Annotated in this window: 17 protein-coding genes; 4 read left to right on the forward strand and 13 right to left on the reverse strand. The window is 74.5% G+C overall.

Annotated features, from left to right (window positions below; all coding sequences use genetic code 11):
* Nucleotides 1-14: 14 nt before the first annotated feature.
* From ilvC to ilvD, 5 genes are all read right to left on the reverse strand, one after another.
* A complete protein-coding gene (gene ilvC / locus ACI79T_RS05475; RefSeq protein WP_456609032.1) occupies nt 15-1,043 on the reverse strand; it encodes a ketol-acid reductoisomerase in 1,029 nt (342 codons plus the stop codon).
* A gap of 62 nt (nt 1,044-1,105) precedes the next feature.
* Nucleotides 1,106-1,633, reverse strand: a complete 528-nt coding sequence (gene ilvN, locus ACI79T_RS05480) for an acetolactate synthase small subunit (RefSeq protein ID WP_456609033.1) — start codon at nt 1,631-1,633, stop codon at nt 1,106-1,108.
* An 11-nt stretch (nt 1,634-1,644) separates the two neighbouring features.
* Complete coding sequence (locus ACI79T_RS05485; protein ID WP_456609034.1) at nt 1,645-3,528, reverse strand: acetolactate synthase large subunit; 1,884 nt, start codon at nt 3,526-3,528, stop codon at nt 1,645-1,647.
* Between the two features lie 235 nt (nt 3,529-3,763).
* Nucleotides 3,764-6,631 carry an EAL domain-containing protein gene (locus tag ACI79T_RS05490; RefSeq protein WP_456609035.1) on the reverse strand — a complete coding sequence of 956 codons (2,868 nt, stop codon included), beginning with the start codon at nt 6,629-6,631 and terminating at the stop codon, nt 3,764-3,766.
* Between the two features lie 65 nt (nt 6,632-6,696).
* Nucleotides 6,697-8,421, reverse strand: coding sequence for a dihydroxy-acid dehydratase (gene ilvD, locus ACI79T_RS05495; protein WP_456609036.1), 1,725 nt, complete (start codon nt 8,419-8,421; stop codon nt 6,697-6,699).
* Between the two features lie 64 nt (nt 8,422-8,485).
* On the opposite strand from ilvD, the gene ACI79T_RS05500 reads away from it, so the two are divergent.
* Complete coding sequence (locus ACI79T_RS05500) at nt 8,486-8,863, forward strand: PH domain-containing protein (protein ID WP_456609037.1); 378 nt, start codon at nt 8,486-8,488, stop codon at nt 8,861-8,863.
* Here the strand turns inward: ACI79T_RS05500 and ACI79T_RS05505 are convergent.
* Entirely contained in the window at nt 8,857-9,804 is a 948-nt protein-coding gene (locus ACI79T_RS05505) for a 2-hydroxyacid dehydrogenase (protein WP_456609038.1), read from the reverse strand. The genes ACI79T_RS05500 and ACI79T_RS05505 overlap by 7 nt on opposite strands.
* Before the next feature lie 75 nt (nt 9,805-9,879).
* On the opposite strand from ACI79T_RS05505, the gene ACI79T_RS05510 reads away from it, so the two are divergent.
* Nucleotides 9,880-11,010, forward strand: coding sequence for a PQQ-dependent sugar dehydrogenase (locus ACI79T_RS05510; RefSeq protein ID WP_456609039.1), 1,131 nt, complete (start codon nt 9,880-9,882; stop codon nt 11,008-11,010).
* Nucleotides 11,011-11,124: 114 nt separating this feature from the next.
* On the opposite strand, the gene gatB is transcribed toward ACI79T_RS05510, so the two are convergent.
* The 3 genes from gatB to gatC are packed head-to-tail and all read right to left on the reverse strand — an operon-like array spanning nt 11,125 to nt 14,452.
* Nucleotides 11,125-12,618: an Asp-tRNA(Asn)/Glu-tRNA(Gln) amidotransferase subunit GatB gene (gene gatB, locus ACI79T_RS05515; RefSeq protein WP_456609040.1), complete on the reverse strand. Its 1,494-nt coding sequence runs from the start codon at nt 12,616-12,618 to the stop codon at nt 11,125-11,127.
* Nucleotides 12,615-14,138, reverse strand: coding sequence for an Asp-tRNA(Asn)/Glu-tRNA(Gln) amidotransferase subunit GatA (gatA, locus tag ACI79T_RS05520; RefSeq protein WP_456609041.1), 1,524 nt, complete (start codon nt 14,136-14,138; stop codon nt 12,615-12,617). The genes gatB and gatA overlap by 4 nt, the downstream gene beginning before the upstream one ends.
* Nucleotides 14,135-14,452 (reverse strand): Asp-tRNA(Asn)/Glu-tRNA(Gln) amidotransferase subunit GatC, encoded by a 318-nt coding sequence (gene gatC, locus ACI79T_RS05525; RefSeq protein ID WP_456609042.1) that lies wholly within the window; start codon nt 14,450-14,452, stop codon nt 14,135-14,137. Before gatC ends, gatA begins: the two co-directional genes overlap by 4 nt.
* 168 nt (nt 14,453-14,620) lie before the next feature.
* Between gatC and ACI79T_RS05530 the strand changes: the two genes are divergently transcribed.
* On the forward strand, nt 14,621-15,301 hold the full coding sequence (locus ACI79T_RS05530; protein ID WP_456609043.1) for an ACT domain-containing protein: 681 nt from the start codon (nt 14,621-14,623) through the stop codon (nt 15,299-15,301).
* Here the strand turns inward: ACI79T_RS05530 and ACI79T_RS05535 are convergent.
* Nucleotides 15,279-15,971: a glyoxalase superfamily protein gene (locus ACI79T_RS05535; protein WP_456609044.1), complete on the reverse strand. Its 693-nt coding sequence runs from the start codon at nt 15,969-15,971 to the stop codon at nt 15,279-15,281. The genes ACI79T_RS05530 and ACI79T_RS05535 overlap by 23 nt on opposite strands.
* Nucleotides 15,972-16,164: 193 nt before the next feature.
* On the reverse strand, nt 16,165-18,324 hold the full coding sequence (gene ligA / locus ACI79T_RS05540; RefSeq protein WP_456609045.1) for an NAD-dependent DNA ligase LigA: 2,160 nt from the start codon (nt 18,322-18,324) through the stop codon (nt 16,165-16,167).
* A 74-nt stretch (nt 18,325-18,398) separates the two neighbouring features.
* Here ligA and ACI79T_RS05545 point away from each other — a divergent pair, with 74 nt between their 5' ends.
* Complete coding sequence (locus tag ACI79T_RS05545) at nt 18,399-18,779, forward strand: hypothetical protein (RefSeq protein ID WP_456609046.1); 381 nt, start codon at nt 18,399-18,401, stop codon at nt 18,777-18,779.
* 4 nt (nt 18,780-18,783) lie between these two features.
* Here ACI79T_RS05545 and ACI79T_RS05550 read toward each other — a convergent pair whose 3' ends face one another.
* Together ACI79T_RS05550 and mnmA are read right to left on the reverse strand one after the other, a co-directional pair.
* Nucleotides 18,784-19,800, reverse strand: coding sequence for a methionine synthase (locus tag ACI79T_RS05550; protein WP_456609047.1), 1,017 nt, complete (start codon nt 19,798-19,800; stop codon nt 18,784-18,786).
* Between the two features lie 47 nt (nt 19,801-19,847).
* Complete coding sequence (gene mnmA / locus ACI79T_RS05555) at nt 19,848-20,939, reverse strand: tRNA 2-thiouridine(34) synthase MnmA (RefSeq protein WP_456609048.1); 1,092 nt, start codon at nt 20,937-20,939, stop codon at nt 19,848-19,850.
* Nucleotides 20,940-20,945 lie beyond the last annotated feature (6 nt).

The following is a 20,945-nucleotide window of genomic DNA, read 5'->3' on the forward strand; positions in this document are numbered from 1 at the left end:
TCGTCGGTCCGGCCTCAGCTGCGGGCAGCGGTCCCGGTGTAGTCGTCGGACGCCGAGACCCAGCTCATCAGCCCGCGCAGCTTGCGCCCGGTCTCCTCGATCGGGTGCGTCTCGGCGGCGGCGCGCTTGGCCTTGAAGTCGGGGGCGCCGGCGTCCTGGTCGGCGATGAAGGCCGCGGCCCACGAGCCGTCCTTGATCGCGGCCAGCACCTCGCCCATCGACTCCTTGACGCGGGCGTCGATGACCTTGGGGCCGGAGGTGTAGTCGCCGTACTCGGCGGTGTCGGACACCGACCAGCGCTGCTTGGCGATGCCGCCCTCGTACATGAGGTCGACGATCAGCTTCAGCTCGTGCAGGCACTCGAAGTAGGCGACCTCGGGCTGGTAGCCGGCCTCGGTGAGGGTCTCGAACCCGGCGGTGATCAGCGCGCTGGCGCCACCGCACAGCACGGCCTGCTCGCCGAAGAGGTCGGTCTCGGTCTCCTCGGCGAAGGTGGTCTTGATGACGCCGGCCCGGGAGCCACCGATGGCCTTGGCGTAGGACAGCGCCAGCTGCAGCGCGGAGCCGCTCGCGTCCTGCTCGACGGCGACCAGGCACGGCACGCCCTTGCCGTTCTCGAACTCGCGGCGCACCAGGTGACCGGGACCCTTCGGGGCCACCATGGCCACGTCGACACCGGCCGGGGGCTTGATGTAGCCGAAGCGGATGTTGAAGCCGTGGCCGAAGAACAGCGCGTCGCCGTCCTGCAGGTTGGGCTCGACGGACTCGGCGTACAGGGTCCGCTGCACGTGGTCCGGCGCCAGGATCATGATCAGGTCCGCCTCGGCGGACGCCTCGGCCGGCGTGACGACCCGCAGGCCCTCGGCCTCGGCCTTGGCCCGGCTCTTGCTGCCCTCCGGCAGGCCGACGCGGACGTCGACGCCGGAGTCGCGCAGCGACAGCGCGTGGGCGTGGCCCTGGCTGCCGTAGCCCAGGACGGCGACGGTGCGCCCCTGGATGATCGAGAGGTCGGCGTCGTCGTCGTAGAAGATCTCGGCGGCCATGCGGTCGGTGCTCCTTCGGTTGGTGCTTTATCGCGATAAAGCTCGGTAGGGACGGGGAGTTCTCAGGCGCTGCGCTCGACGGGGCGCAAGGTACCGGCGCCCGACATCGCCCGCGGGCCACGGCCCAGCGCGACGGTGCCGGACTGCGCCATCTCCTTGATGCCCTGCGGCGCGAGCACCGCCAGCAGCGCCTGGAGCTTGTCGGGGGTGCCGGTGGCCTCGAGGGTCACCGTGTCGGGGTTGACGTCAATGACGCGGGCCCGGAACAGCTCGGCGGTCTGCAGCACCTGGGTGCGCTCGGCGAGGGGTGCGCGCACCTTCACCAGCAGCAGCTCCCGCTGGACGGCGGCCCCGCCGTCCAGCTCGACGATCTTGATGATCTCGATGAGCTTGTTCAGCTGCTTGGTGATCTGCTCCAGCGGCTGGCTCTCCGCATCGACGACGATCGTCATGCGGGAGAGGTCGGGGTTCTCGGTGGGCCCGACGGCGAGGGACTCGATGTTGAACCCGCGGCGGCTGAACAGCGCCGACACGCGGGCCAGGACACCGGACTTGTTCTCGACGAGGACCGACAGGGTGTGGCGGGTCATGTGCGTGCTCCTCAGACCTGTCCGTCGCCGAAGACCGGGCGCACGTCGCGCGCGGCCAGGATCGCGTCGTTGCTGGCACCCGCGGCGACCATCGGCCACACCTGGGCGTCCGAGCCGACGACGAAGTCGATGACGACCGGCGCGTCGGTGATGGCCATGGCCTTCTCGATGACGGCGTCGACGTCGTCCTTGCTCTCGCACCGCAGCCCGACGCAGCCCAGCGCCTCGGCCAGGGCGACGAAGTCCGGGATGCGCACCGGCTTCGGCGAGCCGTCCGGGTTGCGTGCGTGCAGCTTGGTGTTGGAGTAGCGGCCCTCGTAGAAGAGGGTCTGCCACTGGCGGACCATGCCGAGGTTGCCGTTGTTGATGACGGCGACCTTGACCGGGATGCCCTCGATGGCGCAGGTCGCCAGCTCCTGGTTGGTCATCTGGAAGCAGCCGTCGCCGTCGATGGCCCAGACCGTGGTCTCGGGGCAGCCGTACTTGGCGCCCATCGCGGCCGGGACGGCGTAGCCCATCGTCCCGAGACCGCCGCTGTTGAGCCAGGTGCCCGGCTTCTCGTACGTGATGAACTGCGCGGCCCACATCTGGTGCTGGCCGACGCCGGAGGTGTAGATGGCGTCGGGGCCGGCGATGGCACCGAGCCGCTCGATCACGTACTGCGGCGACAGCGCGCCGTCCTCGGGCCAGTCGTAGCCGAGCGGGTAGCGCTCCCGCCAGTCGTCCAGCTGGGCCCACCAGGCGGCGAGGTCGGGGGTGCGCCCGGCGGCGTGCTCGGCGCGCAGCGCCTCGACCAGCTGGGCGATCGTCTCCCTGGCGTCGCCCACGATCGGCACGTCGGCCTTGCGGTTCTTGCCGATCTCGGCGGGGTCGATGTCGGCGTGCACGACCAGGGCGTCGGGCGCGAAGCTGGACAGCTCACCGGTCACCCGGTCGTCGAACCGGGCGCCGAGCGCCACGATCACGTCGGACTTCTGCAGTGCGGTCACCGCTGCGACCGTGCCGTGCATGCCGGGCATGCCCAGGTGCTGGGCGCTGCTGTCGGGGAACGCGCCGCGGGCCATCAGCGTGGTGACGACGGGGGCGCCGGTCAGCTCGGCGAGCTCGGCGAGCTCCTCGGTCGCCTGCGCCTTGAGCACGCCGCCGCCGACGTAGAGGACCGGGCGGCGGGCGCCGGCGATCAGGGTGGCCGCCTCGCGGACCTGCTTGCCGTGCGGCCGGGTCGTCGGCTTGTAGCCGGGCAGGTCGAGCCGGGGCGGCCAGGAGAAGTCGGTCGTGGCCTGCAGGACGTCCTTCGGGATGTCGACCAGGACGGGGCCGGGCCGGCCGGTGGCGGCGAGGTGGAAGGCCTCGGCGATCCGCTGCGGGATCTCCTCCGCCGTCGTCACCAGGAAGTTGTGCTTGGTGACCGGCATGGTGATGCCGCGGATGTCCGCCTCCTGGAAGGCGTCGGTGCCGATGGCCGCGCTGGGGACCTGGCCGGTGATCGCCACGATCGGCACCGAGTCCATGTAGGCGTCGGCCAGGGGGGTGACCAGGTTCGTGGCGCCCGGACCCGAGGTGGCCATGCAGACCCCGACCCGCCCGGTGGCCTGGGCGTACCCGGTCGCCGCGTGCCCGGCGCCCTGCTCGTGCCGGACGAGGACGTGGTGCACGCGGGAGTCGAACAGCGGGTCGTAGGCCGGGAGGATCGCACCGCCCGGGATGCCGAAGACCACGTCGACGCCGACCGCCTCGAGGGAGCGGACGAGGCTCTGCGCCCCGGTGATACCGCTGGCCGGCTCGGCGGCGGCCTCGGCGACGGAACGGGCCGTGGTCTCGACGCCGGTCAGCGCCGCGGCGGCCTCGCGGGTGGCTGCCTCGGTGTCGGGGGCCTGGTGCGGGGTGGTGGTCATCGCGCGGATCTCCTGTGCCTTGCGGCGGTGGTACGGGCTGGTGCGACGGGCGGCGTGCTCGCCGTGCGGCAGGTCACGGCCAACAAAAAACCCCTCGTGCCACGGGCACGAAGGGTCAGCGCGTCGGTCGGTGACCGGACGCGCTACGCGATTACGAGGACGCCGGGGGTGCGGGCGTCGGCGAGCATGCTGGTGCGAGGCACGTGGACACTGTGCGCCCCGCGTCGCCCCGCCGTCAACCGTCCCGTCCCACCAGGTGGACACCGAGGTCCAGATTCGACGACGTCGGCTCGCTGACGTCGAGGATGGAGTCGTCGAACGAGGCCAGCAGCGCACGCAGCTCCGCGAACGGCATGGGCCGGCCGAAGAGGTAGCCCTGCAGGTAGCGGCAGTCCATGGCGCGCAGCTCGGCCATCTGCCCCTCGGTCTCCACGCCCTCGGCGACAACGTCCATGCCCAGCGTGCGGCCGAGCTCCACGACGCTGGCCACGAGCGCCCGACCGCGCGGATCGGTCTCGATCCCGGCCACGAAGGCGCGGTCCATCTTGAGGATCTGCACCGGCAACCGGGCCAGGTAGGCCAGCGAGGACCAGCCCTGCCCGAAGTCGTCGAGCGAGAGCACCACGCCCATGCCCCGCAGCGTCGCCAGGTCGCTGAGCACCCCGTCGTGCACGTCCAGCAGCACCGACTCGGTGATCTCCAGGACCAGCTTGCCCGCGGGCAGCTGCGCGGCGGTCAGCGCGGCGGCCACGTCGGGCGCCAGGCACCCGGCCTGCAGGTGGCGCACCGACACGTTGACGCCCATCTGCACGTCCCAGCCGTCGGCGAGCAGCACGGCCGCGTGCTCCGTCGCCACCCCGAGCACCCAGCGCTGGAGCGGGACGATCAGGCCGTCCTCCTCCGCGAGCGGGATGAACTCGTCCGGCGGCACGGCGCCCAGCAGCGGGTGCTCCCAGCGCAGGAGCGCCTCGAGACCGAGGACCCGGCGGTCGTGCACGCCGACGACCGGCTGGTACAGGACCCGCAGCTGGCCCTCCGCGAGCGCGGACGGCAGGTCGCGGGCCAGCCGGGTTCGCCGGCCCACGGCGGCGTCGATGGCCTGGCCCGAGGAACGCACGCAGCGCTTGCCCGCCGCCTTGGCCGCGCGCAGGGCGAGGTCGGCCTGCCGGACGGTGGCCGACGCGTCGTCGGCGGGGTCGAGCTCGGCCAGGCCGATGCTGCCGGAGACGGGGAACCACGGACCGTCCCGTCCGTCGGACGACGGCGCCTGGAACGACCGGTCCAGCGCCACGACCAGCCGCTCGGCCAGCCCCGCCGCCTCGTCCATGCCGCCCGGCACGAGGACCGCGAACTCGTCCCCGCCGAGGCGGGCGACGAGGTCCTGCTCCCGGGCCCCGCCGCGTAGCTGGTCGGCCACCTGGATCAGCAGCTGGTCGCCGGCCTCGTGCCCGGCGACGTCGTTGACGGCCTTGAACCCGTCGAGGTCGACGAGCAGGACGCAGCTCGGCCGCCCTCCGGCGGCGTGGCTCCGCGCCGCCTCCAGGGCAGCGAGGAACCGTGCCCGGTTCGGCAGGCCGGTCAGGTAGTCGGTGTAGGCCAGCCGCTCCAGCTCCCGCTGGTCCGACCGGCGCGCGGTCACGTCGCGGAGGTGGAGCACCAGGCCCTCCCGGAAGGCAGCCCCGGGGACGCCGGCGCGGGCCGCACCCGACAGCTCCACATCGCGCCAGCGCCCGTCCCTGGTGCGCAGCCGCACGGTGGGGGGCAGCCCGGGGAGCACGCCGGCCCCGGGCGAGCCCACCAACCGGTCGAGGACGCCGCGGTCGTCGGGGTCGAGCAGGTCGGCCAGCCGGCGGCCGGTCAGCTCCCGCTCGGACCACCCGAGCTGACCGTCGGCGGCGCCGGAGACCCAGCGCACCCGGCCGCCGTCGTCCAGGACGACGGTGACGTCCTCGGCGCTGGCGGCCAGTGCGCGGAAGTAGGCCTCGGTCTGCTGGAGCCGGCGGGTGAGCCGGCCCCCGTCGACGACCCACAGCAGGCTGCGCAACGAGGTGCAGAGGATGAGCACCCCGAGCGCCACCTGCTCGAGCCGGGTGAACGTGTGCCCGGCGTTCAGCACCGCGATGACCACACCGGCGACCCCGTAGGCCGTCGCGTGGCTCACGGCCAGGCCGAACAGCGGCAGGGCGTCGGCTCGCCGGCTCCCCTGCGACCGGTGCCCGGAGTCGGTGTCGACCGCCCGGACGGCGGCCGCCAGCATCGCCGACCAGGAGATGCCGATCAGCAGGTCCGACGGCGCCTCCCCCAGCACGCGGGCCATGGCGGCCGTGATCGCGACGACCGCCGTCGCCGCCATCGACAGCAGCAACCACACCGCCGGCCGGCGGCGGGACGCCGGGGCGCGGGAGACGGCCATGAGCGCCACCGCGCAGAGCAGTGCCCCGCCGGCGGGGTAGCCCATGTTGTGCAGGACGCCGACGACCCCGCTGTCGCTGCGGGCGCCCGCCCGGGACAGCACCAGCCCGGCCAGCAGCACCACCGCGACGACCACGATGGCGCCGTCGAGCAGTTCCCGCACACCCGCCCGGCCACCGCGGGGCGGCAGGAGGAGGAAGCAGGCCGCGAGCCCGAGCGGCAGCGCGAGCACCTGGGCGACGTGCGCCACGGCACTGGGCACCGCGCCGTCCACCGCGGTCAGGAGGCGGCCGACCGCCAGGAGGACGGCGACCGCCGAGACGGCCCGCCACGGCCGGCGTTCGACGCGGTCCAGCCGGGCCGCGTGCGTGTGGACGACGACAGCGGTGCCCAGGGCGGCGATCGCGAGCAGCACGATGAGCAGACGCTCGGCCAGCGCACCGAGGTCCGGCCGGGCGAGCCCGCCGGTCACGGCGAGCACGGCGAGCAGGACGTAGAGGACCCGCGACTCCCGCCGCTCCGCCGCGGACGCGGCCGTCGGGGTGGCGGCGACCGGGCAACCGGTGCGCGACGGCGCGACGAAGGGCGGCGCGACGAAGGGCGGCGCGACGAAGGGCGGCGCGACGAAGGGCGGCGCGACGAGAGGCTCGGTCGGCGCACCGCCGTCCCGTCGTTGCGCTCCCAGGTCCACGGCCTTCTGGTCGGCACCTGCCCCGGGACGGTGGACCCCTCCCGCCCGGGGCTCACCCCTCGGGGTCAGCCGCAGATGGCGCCCTGGGCGGCCGAGCCGACGAGCTTGGCGTACTTGCCGAGCACGCCGGTGGTGTAGCGCGGCGGGAGCGGCGCCCAGCCGTCCGCTCGCCGGGCCAGCTCGTCGGCGTCCACCAGCAGGTCCAGCGTGCGCTCCACCAGGTCCAGCCGGATCCGGTCGCCGTCACGCACGAAGGCGATCGGGCCGCCGTCCGCCGCCTCGGGCGCGACGTGACCGATGCACAGGCCCGTGGTGCCGCCCGAGAACCGCCCGTCGGTGAGCAGGAGGACGTCCTTGCCGAGCCCGGCGCCCTTGATCGCGCCGGTGACGGCGAGCATCTCCCGCATGCCCGGCCCGCCCCGCGGGCCCTCGTAGCGGATGACCACGACGTCGCCGGGCTCGAGCGTGCCCTCGGTGACCGCGTCCATCGCGCCCTGCTCGCCGTCGAAGACGCGTGCGGTGCCCTCGAAGACGTCCGCGTCGAAGCCGGCCGACTTCACCACCGCCCCTTCCGGGGACAGCGAGCCGCGGAGGATCGTCAGGCCGCCGGTCTTGTGGATCGGGTCGTTCATCGCGTGGACGATCGTGCCGTCGAGGTCCGGCGGCGCGATGTCGGCGAGGTTCTCCGCCATCGTCTTCCCGGTGACGGTGAGGGTGTCGCCGTGCAGGAGGCCGGCGTCCAGCAGCGCCCGGAGGACGACCGGGACGCCGCCGACGCGGTCGATGTCGGTCATGACGAACCGGCCGAACGGCTTGACGTCGGCCAGGTGCGGGGTCCGGTCGCCGATCCGGTTGAAGTCGTCGAGGGTCAGCTCGACCTGCGCCTCGTGCGCGATCGCCAGCAGGTGCAGGACCGCGTTCGTGGAACCACCGAGCGCCATGACGACGGTGATCGCGTTCTCGAACGCCTTCTTCGTCATGATCTGGCGCGCGGTGATGCCCTTGCGCAGCAGGCCGACCACGGCCTCGCCGGAGGCGACGGCGTAGGCGTCGCGCCGGCTGTCGGGCGCGGGCGGGGCGGCGCTGCCCGGCAGCGCCATGCCGAGGGCCTCCGCGACGCTGGCCATGGTGTTGGCGGTGTACATGCCGCCGCAGGAGCCCTGGCCGGGGCAGGCGGCCTTCTCGATCTCGACCAGCTCCTCGCGGGTGATCAGCCCGCGGGCGCAGGCGCCGACGCCCTCGAAGACGTCGATGATCGTGAGGTCCCGGTCGCCGAGCTTGCCCGGCATCGTCGAGCCCGAGTACAGGAACACGCTGGCCAGGTCGAGGCGGGCGGCGGCCATGAGCATCCCGGGCAGCGACTTGTCGCAGCCGGCGAGCAGCACCGAGCCGTCCAGCCGCTCGGCGAACATGACGGTCTCGACCGAGTCGGCGATGACCTCGCGGGAGACCAGCGAGGCGCGCATGCCCTCGTGGCCCATGGAGATGCCGTCGGACACCGAGATCGTGCCGAACTCCAGCGGGTAGCCGCCGGCCGCGTGCACGCCCTCCTTGGCCCGCTTGGCCAGCCGGTCCAGCGACAGGTTGCAGGGGGTGATCTCGTTCCAGGACGAGGCCACCCCGATCTGCGGCTTGGCGAAGTCCTCGTCGCCCATGCCGACCGCGCGCAGCATGGCCCGGGCGGGCGCCTTGGCGTCCCCGTCGGTCACCTCGTAGCTGCGCGGCTTGAGCGGGCTGTGGGTCTGGCTCGCGGGCTCGTTGCCGGGGATGAGGTCCTCGCCGATCGTCACGAGCGGCGATGGTAGGCCTGTGCCCGCACCGCCTGACCGGCCCGGGGTGGGATCATGGCCGTCCGTGACCCCTCCCGCCCGCTTCCGGATGGACCGCAGCGCCCTCCTGCCCCTGGTCGTGCTGGCCGTCTGCATCGTCCCGACGGCGGCGGTCGCCTGGTGGACGCCGGTCCTGCTGCTGGTGCCCGCGGCGATGGCCGTCGCAGTGCTGCGGCGGGGCGTCGACGTCACCGACGACGGCATCACCGCGCGCGCCGTCCTCGGCTCCCGGACGGTGCGCTGGCCGGAGCTGGCCGGCATCCGCGTCGGCCCCCGCGGCGACCTCTGGCTGGTCACCACCTCCGCCACCGAGGTGCAGCTGCCGGTGCTGCGGATCGGCGACCTGCCCCGGCTGGCCGCGGCCTCCGGCGGGCGGGTGGAGGTGCCCGCTCCGGGTCAATAGTCGCCGACGACGTTGACCAGCGGCTCCCCCGCCAGGACCCGGCGCAGCTGGTCGGTGACGGCGGCGGCCGCCCGCGCGTTCGTCTCGGGCACCGCGCCGCCGACATGCGGGGTGATCAGCAGCCCGGGCGCCGACCACAGCGGGTGCCCCGCGGGCAGCGGTTCGGGGTCGGTGACGTCCACCGCCGCGCGCAGCCGGCCGCTCGTCAGCTCGGCGAGGAGGGCGTCGGTGTCGACCACGACGCCCCGCGCGGCGTTGACCAGCAGCGCCCCGTCCTGCATCGCGGCGAGAAACCCGGCGTCGACCATGCCCCGGGTCTCCGGGGTCACGGGGACGATGAGGACGACGACGTCGGCATGCGGGAGCAGGTCGGGGAGGTCTCCCATGGCGCGGACGCCCTCGCGGGCGGTGCGCGCGACGTAGGTCAGCTCGACGTCGAAGCCGGCGAGCATCCGGCCGATGGCCCGGCCGATGTCGCCCGCGCCGACCACGAGGACGCGGGCCCCGACCAGCGACCGGTACGTCGCGGGCGACCAGCGGCCGGCGTCCTGCTCGCGGACGAACGCGGGGATCCCCCGCTGGGCCGCCAGCGTCGCGGCGACCGCCCACTCCGCGGTCGAGGGGGTGTGCGCACCCCGGGCGTTGCACAGCACCACGCCCTCGGGGAGCCGCCCGGTGAACCGCTCCGCCCCGGCGGTGAGCAGCTGCACCAGCCGCAGGGAGGGCAGCGCGGCGAAGAACCCGTCGTCCGGCACCGCGGCGCCCACCGAGCGCGGCACCCAGACCTGCGCGAGGGCGGCGTCGCCCCCGGGCGGGCCGTCGGCGGGGTCGACGCGGTGCGCGCGCACGCGGGGTGAGAGCGCCTCGACGGCGGCTCCGATGGCTCGGGAGGGCACGAGCACGTGCAGCGTCGCGTCCGCCGCCAGGTCCAGGGTCGTCACGGGCCCCACGCTAGCCAGCCGGCGTGCCGTGGACGACCGGCGTCGGGCCACCCGGGCGCACGTACTCTGGGCCCGGTGAGGCCGACGAGGGCGCTGCGCGCGTCGCGGGTGGTCGCCGCCCTGCTCACCGGGGTGCTGCTGACCGGCTGCGGCGACGGCGGCTACGAGCCCGCCGGCCCCTTCCGCCCGCTGCCCGAGGGCCCGCCCCCGCAGGTCGGGCCGCCCTCGGCCACGCTGCCCGCGCCGGGCGACCCCGCCCAGCCCGGCGGCGAGGAGGAGGCCGGCGATCCGAACGTGGTCGCCTCGGGGCTCAGCGTGCCCACCGGCCTGGTGCTGCTCCCCGACGGCTCGGCGATCGTCGGGGAGCGGGACACCGGGCGCCTGCTGCAGGTGTTCCCCGACCGGTCCCCGGCCAAGGAGCTCATGACCGTGCCCGGGCTGGACACCTCCGGCGACGGCGGGTTGCTGGGGCTGGCCCTCTCCCCCACCTTCGGCGAGGACGGGCTGCTGTACGCCTACGTCTCCACCGCCACCGACAACCGGGTCGTCCGCTTCCCGATCGGCGGCACCCCCAACCCGGTGTTCACCGGCATCCCCCGTGGCGAGGTAGGCAACGGCGGCGGCCTGCTCGCCGGCCTCGACGGATACCTCTACGTGGGCACCGGGGACGCGGGGAACCCGGCGCTGGCCGCCGACCCGACGTCGCTCGCCGGCAAGGTGCTGCGGATCGACGTCTTCGGCCGGCCCGTCGGCGCCGGCGGCCCGGTGTTCAGCCGCGGCCACCGCGACGTCACGGCGCTGTGCCAGGACGCCGAGCAGATCTACGCCACCGACGAGTCGCGCGAGGGCCCCGACGAGCTCGACGTCGTCCGCGAGGGCGGCGACGGCGCACCGCTGCTGGAGATCCGGCCGGAGGAGGGTGGCCTGGGTGGCTGCGCCGTGGCCAACGGCACCGTGTTCCTCGGCGCGCTCGACGGCCGGCGGGTGCACGTGATCACCCTGGACGCCGACGGCGCCCCGGTCGAGGGCGCCGCCGACCAGGTGCTCACCGACCGGTACGGGCGGCTGCGCACCGTCGTCCTCGACCCCCAGGGCGCGCTCTGGGTCACGACGTCCAACCGCGACGGCCTCGGCATGCCGGCCGAGGACGACGACAAGGTGCTGCGCATCCGCCCGCCCGGCGGCCAGCCGAACTCGCCGCTCTAGTAGCCGGGTCGTTCCCGGCGCGGGGCCCGGAGGGTTCCCGGCGGGGACGACGGATCCGGCTCAGTGCACCGGACGACGGCACCTGGCCGCGGTGCGGTCCGGAGGACCGCAGTGTTACAGCAGGCGTTCCTCGAGCATCCGCTTCACGGTGGCGGCGTCGGCCTTGCCGCGGGTGGTCTTCATGACCGCGCCGACCAGCGCCCCGATCGCCTGCACCTTGCCGCCGCGCACCTTGTCGGCGACGTCGGGGTTGCCCTCGATCGCCGCGTCCACGGCGGCCACCAGCTCGTCGGACTCCCCCATGACCGCCAGGCCGCGGGCCTCGACGACGGCCGCCGGACCGCCCTCGCCGGCGAGGACCCCGTCGAGCGCCTGCCGCGCCAGCTGGTCGTTGATCGTGCCGGCCGAGATGAGCCCGATCAGCTCGGCGACCTGCGCCGGGGTGACGGCCAGCTCGCCCAGGTCGGTCCCGGCGTCGTTGGCCCGGCGGGCCAGCTCGCCGAGCCACCACTTGCGGGCGTCGCCGGGCGAGGCGCCCGCGGCCACCGTCTCGCTGACCAGCTCGACGGCGCCGGCGTTGACCAGCCAGGCCATCTCCGTCGGCGAGATCCCCCACTCGTCGGAGAGGCGGGCCCGGCGGGCGGCGGGGAGCTCCGGCAGCCCGGCGCGCAGCTTCTCCACCCACTCCTCGTCGGGGGCGATGGGCACCAGGTCGGGCTCGGGGAAGTACCGGTAGTCGGTGGCCTCCTCCTTGCTCCGGCCCGAGGAGGTGCTGCCGCTGTCCTCGTGGAAGTGGCGGGTCTCCTGCACGACGCGCTCGGCGGCGTCCAGGACGGCGGCCTGGCGGCGCATCTCGAAGCGCACCGAGCGCTCCACCGACCGCAGCGAGTTCACGTTCTTGGTCTCGGTACGGGTGCCCCACTCGAGGCTGCCGATCGGCGCGAGCGAGGTGTTGACGTCGCAGCGCAGGTTGCCCTGCTCCATGCGCACCTCGGAGACGCCGAGGGCGAGCAGGATCTCGCGCAGCTCGGTGACGTAGGCCTTGGCCACCTCGGGGGCCTTGGCCCCGGCGCCCGGGATGGGGCGGGTGACGATCTCGACCAGCGGGATGCCGGCGCGGTTGTAGTCGACCAGCGAGTGGTCCGCGCCGTGGATGCGCCCGGTGGAGCCACCGACGTGCAGGTTCTTGCCGGTGTCCTCCTCCAGGTGCACCCGCTCGATCTCGACCCGGTAGGTCTCGCCGTCGACCTCGACGTCGAGGTGCCCGGCGGTGCAGAGCGGCTCGTCGTACTGGCTGGTCTGGAAGCCCTTGGGGATGTCCGGGTAGAAGTAGTTCTTCCGCGCGAACCGCGACCAGCTGGCGATCCGGCAGCCCAGCGCCAGCCCGATGCGGATGGTCGCCTCGATGGCGGCGGCGTTCGCGGCGGGCAGCGACCCGGGCAGGCCCAGGCAGACCGGGCAGGTCTGCGTGTTGGGCTCCGCGCCGAAGGTGGTCGAGCAGCCGCAGAACATCTTGGACGCGGTGCCCAGCTCGACGTGGGTCTCCAGCCCGATCACCGGCTCGTAGCGGGTGAGGAGTTCTTCGAACTCAACCAGGATGTCGCTCATGAGGGGGTGTTCTCCATCCCGGCGAGGAACGTGTGCCCGCGGGCGGCGTCCTGCGCCGCCTCCAGCGCGGCGGCCACCCGGTAGCAGCGGTCGTCGGCCAGCGCCGGGGCCATGATCTGGAAGCCGACCGGCAGGCCCTCGGAGAGCCCGCAGGGCACCGAGATGGCGGGCACGCCGGCCAGGCTCGCCGGCAGCGTGCACAGGTCGGCGGCGTACATGGCGATCGGGTCGTCGACGCGGGCGCCGATCGACCAGGCCACCGTCGGGCTCGTCGGGCTGACCAGCACGTCGACGTCGTCCCAGGAGCTGGTGAAGTCGCGGGTGATCAGCGTGCGGACCTTCTGCGCCTGGCCGTAGTAGGCGTCGTAGTAGCCGGCCGACAGCGCGTAGGTGCCGAGGATGATGCGGCGCTTCACCTCCGGCCCGAAGCCCTGCTCCCGGGTGAGCGCCATGACCTCGTCGAGGTCGCGGCTGCCGTCGTCGCCCACCCGCAGGCCGTAGCGCACGCCGTCGAAGCGGGCCAGGTTGGACGAGGCCTCGCTCGGGGCGATCAGGTAGTAGGCCGGCAGGGCGAGGTCGAACGCCGGGCAGGAGACCTCGCGCACCTCGGCGCCCATGCTCTCGAGCAGGGCCACCGCCGCGCGGAAGCGGTCCAGCACGCCGTTCTCGTAGCCCTCGGTGTGGCCCTCGCCGCCCAGCTCGCGGACGACGCCGACCCGCAGCCCGGCCAGCTCGCCGTCGGCGCCGCGGCGGGCGGCCTCGGCCAGCACGGGGACGGGGACGTCGATGCTCGTCGAGTCGTAGGTGTCGTGGCCGGCGATCGCCTCGTGCAGCAGCGCCGCGTCGAGGACCGTCCGGGTCATCGGCCCGGCCTGGTCGAGGCTCGAGGAGAAGGCGACGAGCCCGTAGCGGGAGACCGAGCCGTAGGTGGGCTTGTGCCCGACCAGCCCGGTGAGCGCGGCCGGCTGGCGGATCGAGCCACCGGTGTCGGTGCCGATCGACCAGGGGGCGAGCCCGCCGGCGACGGCGGCCGAGGACCCGCCCGAGGAGCCACCGGGGATGCGGTCGCGGTCCCACGGGTTGCGGGTGACCTGGTAGGCGGAGTTCTCGGTGGAGGAGCCCATCGCGAACTCGTCCATGTTGGTCTTACCCAGCAGCACGGTGCCCGCGGCCTTGAGCTTGGCGGCCAGCGTGGCGTCGTAGGGCGGCCGCCAGCCGGCGAGGATCTTCGAGCCGCTCGTGGTGGGGACGCCCTCGGTCACGACGACGTCCTTGAGGGCCAGCGGGACACCGGCCAGCGGGCCCAGCTCCTCGCCGGCGGCGCGGGCGGCGTCGACGGCCTCCGCGGACTTCACCGCGGCCTCGGCGTCGACGTGCAGGTAAGCACCGAGCTCGCCGTCCTCGGCCGCGATGCGGTCGAGGTAGGCGCGGGTGACCTCGGCGGAGCTGAGGTCACCCGACTGCAGCGCGCGGCTGAGGTCGGCGGCGCTGGTCGTCGTGATGTCGGTCGTGTCGGTCACGACTCCTCCCCGAGGATGCGCGGCACGCGGAAGCGGTCGTCCTCCGCGGCGGGGGCGCCGGCGAGGACGACGTCGCGGGGCAGGCTGGGCCGGGCGACGTCGGGCCGCATGACGTTGGTCATCGGCACCGCGTGCGTGGTGGGCGCGACGTCGGCGACGTCGGCCTTCCCGACCTGGGCGACGGCGTCCAGCACGGCGGCGAGCTGACCGGCGAAGAGGTCCAGCTCCTCGTCGCTCACCGCGAGCCGGGACAGGTGCGCCAGGTGCGCCACCTCGTCGCGGGTCAGCTGGCCCTTCGGGGAGGGGGTGCTCATGGGGCGGTGGAACTCCACTTCGGCAGTGCCCGTCGGCCCGCTCTCGGCCCGGGACGTGACCGGGACACTGTACGTGGGGGCCTTCGGGCGCTGGTCAGCGTGAGAGGCTGCTCCCGATCGCGATCGACGGAGATCGGCCGAACCGGCGAGTACTGCCCCGGAGGAACCGTGTCCTATCTCCTGCGTCTGGTGCTGCCGGACCGCCCCGGCATCCTCGGCGCGGTGGCCACCGCGCTCGGTGCCGCTGGCATCGACATCGTCTCCCTGGACGTGCTGGAACGGGGGCACGGCATCGCGGTGGACGACGTCGTGGTCGACCTGCCGGAGGACCGGCTGCCCGACAACCTGATCACCGTCGTCCAGGCCGTGCCGGACGTGCAGGTGGAGTCGCTGCGGCCCTTCGCCGGGCCGCTGGACACCCATCGCGAGCTGGACCTGCTCGACGCGCTGGCCCGGAACGGGGACGGCGCGGCCGCCGCGCTGCTGGCCGCCGAGCTGCCCCGGGTGTTCCACAGCGGATGGGCGGTGGTCCTCGACGGCGCCGGCCAGCCCGCTCCCCTGCTCGAGTCCGCGCTGGTGGCGACGTCGGAGGCCGCGCCGTCCTTCGCCGGACTCACGCTGCCCTGGCTGCCGCTGTCCGGGCCGGTGCTGCTGCCCAGCGACGACTCGTGGCTGCCCGAGCGCTGGCAGGAGATGGCCATCGAGATGATGGCCGCCCCCTACGGCGCGGGAACCCGGGCCGTGGTGATCGGCCGCTCGGGCGGTCCGGCGTTCCGGCGCTCGGAGCTGCTCCGGCTGGCGCACCTGACCGGTATCGCGGCCACCGTCACGCACCTGCCGCCGGCCTGAGCCCCTCGCCCGCCGCACCGGCGTCCCACGACGGGATCGAGCGGCGGGCCGCCGGGTCGTCCGGCTCGTTGAAGTGCAGGTGGTTGCCGAACGGGTCGGCGACCGTGAGGACCCGGGCCCCCCAGGGCGCCTCCTCGATCTCGGGGACCCACACCGCCGGGCCCCAGACCCGCACGTGCTCGCGACGGGCGTCGAGCTCCTCGCGCAGTGGGCCGAGCCCCCGGAGCCAGATCAGCACCGTCGCGCCCGGGCCGGGGTCGTAGGCGACCTCGGTCACGTGCAGGGTGGTGCCCGCCCGGGTGAGCTGCCCGTAGTACGGGGTCCCCTCCCCGCCCGCGGGGCCGCCGAAGTCGAGGGTGAAGCCGAGGAACTCGACGTAGAAGCGCAGCGCCGCCTCCACCGAGAAGATGCGCAGGACCGGGACGGTGGGCGCGGCCGCACCCCACGGCAGGGGCGCGCCCGGGACCGTCCGGCGGGCGGCGAAGGTGTTCCAGTCGGCGGCTCCGTGCTGGCGCGCCACCAGCTCCAGGCACTGGCTGTGGGTGAGGTCCAGCCCGTGGCGGTCGTACAGCTCCCTGCGCAGCACCTTGGCCATCGCCTTGGCGGTCGAGGGGTCGGTCGCGGTGTGCTGCGCGGCGCCCGACGCGTCGCGCGGCTCGGTGTTCGACACGGATCCTCCGATCGGCGAACCACCCGATTCCATCAGTGCTCGCGTTGCTGACCGGTTCGCCGTTCTGAGGTCGGTGGCGTGGCAGGCCCGTCCGGTGCGATGCGTTCACCACACCCCGCGGGGCGCGAGCGGCCGGCCGCATCAGCCGACCAGCAACCTAGGACCCGTCGCCGGGTGGGTCAACGCCGTCCCGTCAGGCCGACTCGCTGCCGTCGCCGATCGTCGCCACCTCGCGAGCGGCGTCCGGGCCGTCCTCGAGCAGCACGCGGAAGCCGTCGTCGTCGAGGACCGGCGCCTTGACCTGCACCGCCTTGTCGTACTTGCTGCCGGGGTCGGCGCCGACGACGACGAAGCCGGTCTTCTTGGACACCGAGCCGGTGACCTTGCCCCCGCGCTCCTGGATCGCCGCGATCGCCTGGTCGCGGCTGTGGTCGCGCAGCGAGCCGGTGACCACGACGGTGACGCCGGTGAGCGGCCCGGGCGGGGCGTCGTCGGCGGCGTCGGCCATGCGCACCCCGGCCTGCCGCCACTTCTCGACGACGTCGCGGTGCCAGTCGACGGCGAACCAGTCGCGCACGGAGCGGGCGATGGTGGGCCCGACGCCGTCCGCGGCCGCCAGCTCCTCCTCGCTCGCGGCCATGATCCGGTCCATCGAGCGGAAGTCGCGGGCCAGCGCCTGGGCGGCGGTCGGGCCCACGTGCCGGATGGAGAGGGCCACGAGCACCCGCCACAGCGGGACGTCCTTGCGCGTCTGCAGGTTGGTCAGCAACTTCGCGCCGTTGGCCGACAGCGCCCCGTTCTTCTTCGTGAAGAACGCGGAGCGCTGCAGCTGCTCCTCGTCGAGGAAGAAGATGTCGCCCTCGTCCTGGAGCAGGTGGCTCTGCAGCAGGGCGACCGCCGCCTCGTAACCGAGGTTCTCGATGTCGAAGGCACCGCGGCCGGCCACGTGGAAGACCCGCTCCCGCAGCTGCGCCGGGCAGGACCGGGCGTTCGGGCACCGGATGTCGGCGTCGCCCTCCTTCTCCGGCCGCAGCTCGGTGCCGCACTCCGGGCAGTGCGTGGGCATCACGAACTCGCGCTCGTCGCCCGTCCGCGCGGCGACCACCGGGCCGAGCACCTCGGGGATGACGTCGCCGGCCTTGCGGATGACCACCGTGTCGCCGATCAGCACGCCCTTGCGCTTGACCTCGCTGGCGTTGTGCAGCGTGGCCAGCTGCACGGTGGAGCCGGCGACCTTGACCGGCTCCATGTACGCGAACGGGGTGACCCGGCCGGTGCGGCCGACGTTCACCCGGATGTCGTGCAGGGTCGTCGTCGCCTCCTCCGGCGGGTACTTGAAGGCGATCGCCCAGCGCGGCGCCCGCGAGGTCGAGCCCAGCCGCCGCTGCAGCGACACCTCGTCGACCTTCACGACGACGCCGTCGATCTCGTGCGCCACCGCGTGCCGCTGCTCTCGGTAGCGCTCGATGAAGGCCCACACGCCCTCGAGGTCGTCGACCACCTCGTACCGGTCGCTCACCGGGAGGCCGAGCGCGCGCAGCCCGTCGTAGGCCGCCGACTGCCGCTCGGGCTCGAAGCCCGTCCGCGCACCCAGGCCGTGCACCACCAGGCGCAGCGGCCGGGACGCGGTGACCTTCGGGTCCTTCTGCCGGAGCGACCCGGCGGCGGCGTTGCGCGGGTTGGCGAACGGTGGCCGGCCCTGCTCCACCATCGTCGCGTTGACCTCGGCGAAGGCGGCCACGGGGAAGTAGATCTCCCCGCGCACCTCGAGCAGCTCGGGGACGTCGGCGCCGGTGAGCTGCTGCGGGACGTCGTCCATCGTGCGGACGTTGGCGGTGACGTCCTCCCCGGTGGTGCCGTCGCCGCGGGTCGCCGCGCGCACCAGCCGGCCCTTCTCGTAGACCAGGTCGACGGCGACGCCGTCGACCTTCAGCTCGCACAGGTAGCTCGCCCCGGCGGCGCCCTCGCGCTCGGTGCGCGCCGCCCAGGCCGACAGCTCGTCGCTGCTGAACGCGTTGTCCAGGCTCTGCATCCGCTCCAGGTGCTGCACCGGGGCGAAGGTGGCGGTGAACCCGCCGTTGACCTTCTGGCTCGGGGAGTCCGGCGTGAGCAGCGCGGGGTGCGCGGCCTCGAGCGCCTTCAGCTCGCCCATCAGCTCGTCGTACTGCCCGTCGCTGATCAGCGGCTCGTCGCGGACGTAGTAGGCGAACGCGTACCGGTCCAGCTCCTCGGCGAGGTCGCGGTGGCGCGTGCGCGCCTCGTCGGGGACCTCGGTGAGGTCCGCGCGGTCGGTCGGCGCCCCGACCGGCAGCTGCTCGACGCTGGCTTCCCCGACTCCGGCCTCGCTGGTCACGGCAGCACGGTATCCGGCGGGTACGACGGCCAACCGGCGCTCACCCGGTCGGGCGCCGTGCCACGATCCGGCGCGTGCACCCGCAGCTCGTCCGCGCCCTGGACCCCGTCCTCCGCGACCTGCGGGCCGGCGGCCTGCCGGTCGACCGGATCGCGGCGAGCGACTGGCCGGGCGACGACGGCGTCGCGGGCGCGATGCTGTGGCGGGCCGACGGCACCGGCGCGGGCGTCTCCGTCGTCCTGGACCGCCCCATCGCCGAGCAGGTGGCCCACGTGGCCGACATGGTCCACGACTGGGCGATCGACGGGCTGTGGGGCACCGAGCGGACCGACTGGCCGCCGTGCCCGGACCACCCCGGGACGCACCCGCTCCGGGTCGAGCGGTCCGGCTCGGAGGTCCGGTGGAGCTGCCCGCGCACCGGCCGCGGCGTGTGCCGCGTCGGGGAGCTGCGCTGAGCGGCTACTCCGGCAGGAGGTACTTCGCGGCCTCGCGCACCTGCGTCATCGCGGCGCGGGCGTAGGACGGGGTCGCACCGGCCAGCCCGCAGGACGGCGTCAGCGTCACCGCGGCGGCCAGGTCGTCGGCGGGGAAGCCGAGCTCGCGCCACCACGCCTGCACCCGGGACGCCGTCGCCAACGCCCTCGGCAGGGTGGCGTCCGTGCCGGGGACGACACCGGGCAGCAGGTGGACCCCGGCCTCGATCGCGGTGCCCACGGCGTCGAGGTCCTGCACCAGGCCGAGGTCGAAGGAGAGCCCGGCGGCGCCGGCGGCGCGGAAGAGGTCCAGCGGCATCCGCGGCGCGCAGCAGTGCACGACCACCGGGCCCGGCAGCGCCCGGACCACGGCGGCCAGCTCGGCCTCCACCACGTCGGCGGACACGGCGGACAACTTGCCGAACCCGCTGACCGTCGGCAGCCCGCCCTGCAGTACGGCGGGCACCGACGGCTCGTCGAGCTGCACCACCAGCTGGGCGCCCGGCATCCGGGCCTGCACCTCGGCCACGTGCGCGGCGAGCCCCTCCGCGAGCGACTGGCCCAGGTCGCGGCGGGCCCCGGCGTCGACCACCGCGCGGTCGCCCCGGGTGCGCTCGAGCCCGGCGGCCAGCGTCCACGGCCCGACGGCCTGCACCTTGAACGGCCCGGTCCACGTCGCGGCGACGTCGTGCAGCGCGTCCAGGTCACGGGCCAGGAACTCGTCCGCCCGGCGCTGGTCGGCACCCGGCCGCGCCACCAGCCGCCAGCCGGCCGGGGTGAGGTCCACCGCGAGGTCCACCAGCAGGGCTGCGGACCGGCCCAGCATGTCCGCACCGGCACCGCGGCCGGGCAGCTCGGGCAGGTGGGCGAACTCCGGCAGCTCCCCCGCCACCAGCCGCACCGCCTCGGCCGGGTCGGCGCCGGGCAGCGAGCCGACGCCGGTGGCCGGCCCCCAGGACACCGGTACCGGTGCCCGGTCCGCGCTCTCGCTCGATGCAGCCATGACCGCGACGCTAGCCCGCCCTCCCGGGGCCCCGGACAGCCGCTCGGTCAGTCCCCCGCGGTCCCGGACGTCGCGTTCCGGATCACGGCCTGCCCGAGCACCCGGTCACCGCGCTCGGCGTCGGGCTCGTAGAGCACCGCCGACTGCCCGGCGGCCACGCCGCGCTGCTGCTCGCCGAGCGCGATGCGCAGCCCGCCCCCGTCGCCCGCGGCCACCTCGCAGGGCACCGGCGTGCCGTGGGCGCGCAGCTGCACCTCGGCGCGGAACGGCAGGGCCGGGACGGCCCCGGTCCAGGTCGGCGCCGCCGTCCCGACGACATCGACCCCGGCGAGGTCGGCCGTGCCGATGGTGACCGTGCGGGTGACCGGTTCGATGCCCAGGACGTACCGCGGCCGCGAGTCGCCGGCGTCGACCCCGAGCCCGCGGCGCTGGCCGACGGTGAAGCCGTAGGTGCCGTCGTGCTCGCCGACGGCCCGCCCGGTGGCGGCGTCGACCACCGGACCGGGGCGGCTGCCGAGCCGGCGGGCGAGGAAGCCGCGGGTGTCGCCGTCGGGGATGAAGCAGATGTCGTGGGAGTCGGGCTTGGTCGCCACGGCGAAGCCGCGCTCGGCGGCGATCTCGCGCACCCGGTCCTTGGTCATGCCCCCGAGCGGGAACCACGCCGCGGCCAGCTGCTCCTGGGTCAGGACGCCGAGCACGTAGGACTGGTCCTTGGCGGCGTCCACCGACCGCCGCAGCGCGCCGTCGGCCAGCCGCGCGTGGTGCCCGGTGACCACGGCGTCGAACCCGAGCGCCTGCGCCCGGTCCAGGACCGCGGAGAACTTGATCTTCTCGTTGCAGCGCAGGCACGGGTTCGGGGTGCGCCCCGCGGCGTACTCGGCCACGAAGTCGTCGACGACGTCCTCGGTGAACCGCTCGGCGAGGTCCCAGACGTAGAACGGGATGCCCAGCTCGTCGGCCACCCGCCGGGCGTCGTGGGAGTCCTCGACGCTGCAGCACCCGCGGGAGCCGCTGCGCAGCGTCTGCCGGTTCTGCGACAGCGCCAGGTGCACGCCGGTGACGTCGTGGCCGGCGTCGACGGCCAGCGCGGCGGCGACGGCGGAGTCCACTCCCCCGCTCATGGCGGCGAGCACCTTCATACCGGG

Source organism: Blastococcus sp. SYSU DS0619 (genome assembly GCF_054051035.1).

What these genes read in the sequence shown, in the direction of transcription:
- ilvC (WP_456609032.1), bottom strand. Translation starts at nt 1,043, where the DNA reads ATGGCCGCCGAGATCTTCTACGACGACGACGCCGACCTCTCGATCATC.
- ilvN (WP_456609033.1), bottom strand. Translation starts at nt 1,633, where the DNA reads ATGACCCGCCACACCCTGTCGGTCCTCGTCGAGAACAAGTCCGGTGTC.
- ACI79T_RS05485 (WP_456609034.1), bottom strand. Translation starts at nt 3,528, where the DNA reads ATGACCACCACCCCGCACCAGGCCCCCGACACCGAGGCAGCCACCCGC.
- gatB (WP_456609040.1), bottom strand. Translation starts at nt 12,618, where the DNA reads ATGAGCGACATCCTGGTTGAGTTCGAAGAACTCCTCACCCGCTACGAG.
- gatC (WP_456609042.1), bottom strand. Translation starts at nt 14,452, where the DNA reads ATGAGCACCCCCTCCCCGAAGGGCCAGCTGACCCGCGACGAGGTGGCG.
- ACI79T_RS05550 (WP_456609047.1), bottom strand. Translation starts at nt 19,800, where the DNA reads ATGGCTGCATCGAGCGAGAGCGCGGACCGGGCACCGGTACCGGTGTCC.
- mnmA (WP_456609048.1), bottom strand. Translation starts at nt 20,939, where the DNA reads ATGAAGGTGCTCGCCGCCATGAGCGGGGGAGTGGACTCCGCCGTCGCC.